Source organism: Verminephrobacter aporrectodeae subsp. tuberculatae At4 (genome assembly GCF_000193225.1).
Lineage (GTDB): Bacteria > Pseudomonadota > Gammaproteobacteria > Burkholderiales > Burkholderiaceae_C > Acidovorax > Acidovorax aporrectodeae.
This window is the reverse complement of sequence record NZ_AFAL01000452.1, coordinates 1-2,057: the sequence shown is the minus strand read 5'-3', so window position 1 is coordinate 2,057 and position 2,057 is coordinate 1. Positions and strand designations below refer to the sequence as shown.

Below are 2,057 nucleotides of genomic sequence, written 5' to 3'. Positions count from 1 at the left end.
AGACGGCACGCAGCCGCAGACGCAGCAGTCTGAACCCGCGCCCGGATCCGCGCCAGAACCCGCGTCCGTGAAAAAATCCCAGCTTCAAGACGTCGAGCCCGCGAAAGTCGTGTCTCTCTCGCTCAAAAGCCTTGGCCTTCCTGCGGGCGCTGACAAGGTCACGCCTTCGGGCGCCGTCTCGGAGGCCCTGATCCAGGACGGGCAGCTGCGCTTTGTCACCCCCGACGACATCGGCGAGAACCAGGAGGCGGAGTTCGAGATCAGGAGCGGCGCCACAACGTCCGTATTCCATGTGGTGATCAGGTCGCAGCGGCCGACTTCCGCATTCAATTTCGGCGATGGGCCTGCGGATGCTCCGCCCCTCCCGAAGCTGATCGTTGAGGGCCTGGCGCCAGGCAACGTAGTGACCGGCGCCCCACTGACTTTCAGGATGCAAGGAATATCCGGGATGAACCTGAAGGATAACAGTCATGGGTACATAACCGCTGGGGACAATAATGACATCGCGCTGATCCTGGATGACTTGTGGTCTTTCAATCTGGCAGACTCCAGCTTTTCGATCTCGGGTCCGGCCATGCAACGAATGCTTGATACGCTGCCAATTGGCGATTTTTTCATGACGCTGAATCTCAGCAGGGACAGCGAGTTCGGGGTCGTCTATGATATTCGGGCGACCAAGGCGGAAGCGAAATTGTCGGGCAGATTGCTCTCGGAGCAAGGTGCTCCGGTTACCTCGCTCGCAGGCCGCAAGGTCTTGCTGGAGGGGGTCAATACGCGGATGCGGGCCGTTGCCGTGCTTGACGCCCATGGCGGTTTTGCGCTCGAACGACACGTATTGCCCGGTGTCTATTTTCTGACCTTGAGCGACCTGCATTACCCCAATGTCATCCGCACCAGTTTTCCGATTTACGAAGGCAGCACGCAGGCCCAGGTCACGATGGTGGTGCCACCGGGCCTGGGAATCGACACCGGCGCCAGCACGGCCGCGCAGCGGGCGGCTCCCGGTTCGTCGGCAGTGCAAAGCAGCGTGACGCAAGACGGCAAGGGGCCACCTCCGCGCAACATCGCGGCCGCCAAGCGCGCGGTTGCACCCACGCTGCTCGCCGCAGAGGGGGTCGATAGCGCGGTTTTTAGCGTCACTGCGGCCGAGAAAGACCGGCTCGTCAACAAGAAAATCGACTTCCAGGTGCCGGTCGGTACCGAGAGCGTCGGCGTCAGGATTACCGTATTTTCCGAGGAGGAATCCCTGATCTTCCCCAAACTGGGCAGCAGATCAGAAGCTGAGCAACTGATCAAGAAATACCAGCAATCCGGGGTGCTTTCGAAAAAGGATAGAAAGTATATCGATACTTGGTCGTATTCTGTCGTGGGACTTCCAGACACCGAGCTTTCGGCCAACAATTCGGCAAGAGAATTGCGTATCGATCAGGGAAAAATGACCAAAACTGCGTGCGTTGATGTGGCTGAGCAGACCAGGAACGCTGCGCTGAACATCAGTGGCAGCGTGAGTGCAGTCAATATTGGCGACGATCTCCTGCCAACCACCACGACGGTTGAAATTATTCTGGAATGCAAGAAGCTCAAATCCTCGTCAGCCAAAATCAGAGTTTTGTCGGCCGTATTCTCGTCACCGAACAAGAATTCCTATCCGGTAATTTCACCGATCACGGTTGGAGATGAAGCCAAAGGCAATGGCAATCTGGACGGGCTCTACCTGTCGATTCCGCAAAGCAACAGTAACAACACCTACACGATTCCGCTTGAAGTAAGATATTCACCGACCGATGCGAACATCACTGAAGTAAATTTTGGAATCAACGAACTGACTGCAGATAGGCTATTTAATAGCCCGATTTTTGCCAACGACAATTTGTTGACGCAAGCGCATACCAAGGAGCCGGGCCTGATCAAATTCCCCGGACTTTCTTTGCCCGTCTTTGCTAATCACAGGACCCTGGAAACGTTGGCCGTCATGGTCCGTCTCAAAGGCAGCGTGGGGGGCGTGGCAGTGAATTCCGATCCCGCAGAGGGTGGACGGGTCGAATTTGGTGGAAAAA

General features: G+C 56.7%; 1 protein-coding gene. It reads left to right on the top strand.

What is annotated here, in order from left to right; all coding sequences use genetic code 11:
• Positions 1–67: 67 nt before the first annotated feature.
• Positions 68–2,057, top strand: a 1,990-nt coding sequence (locus VTU_RS34445; protein ID WP_201766146.1) for a hypothetical protein, incomplete at its 3' end; no start/stop codon positions are given.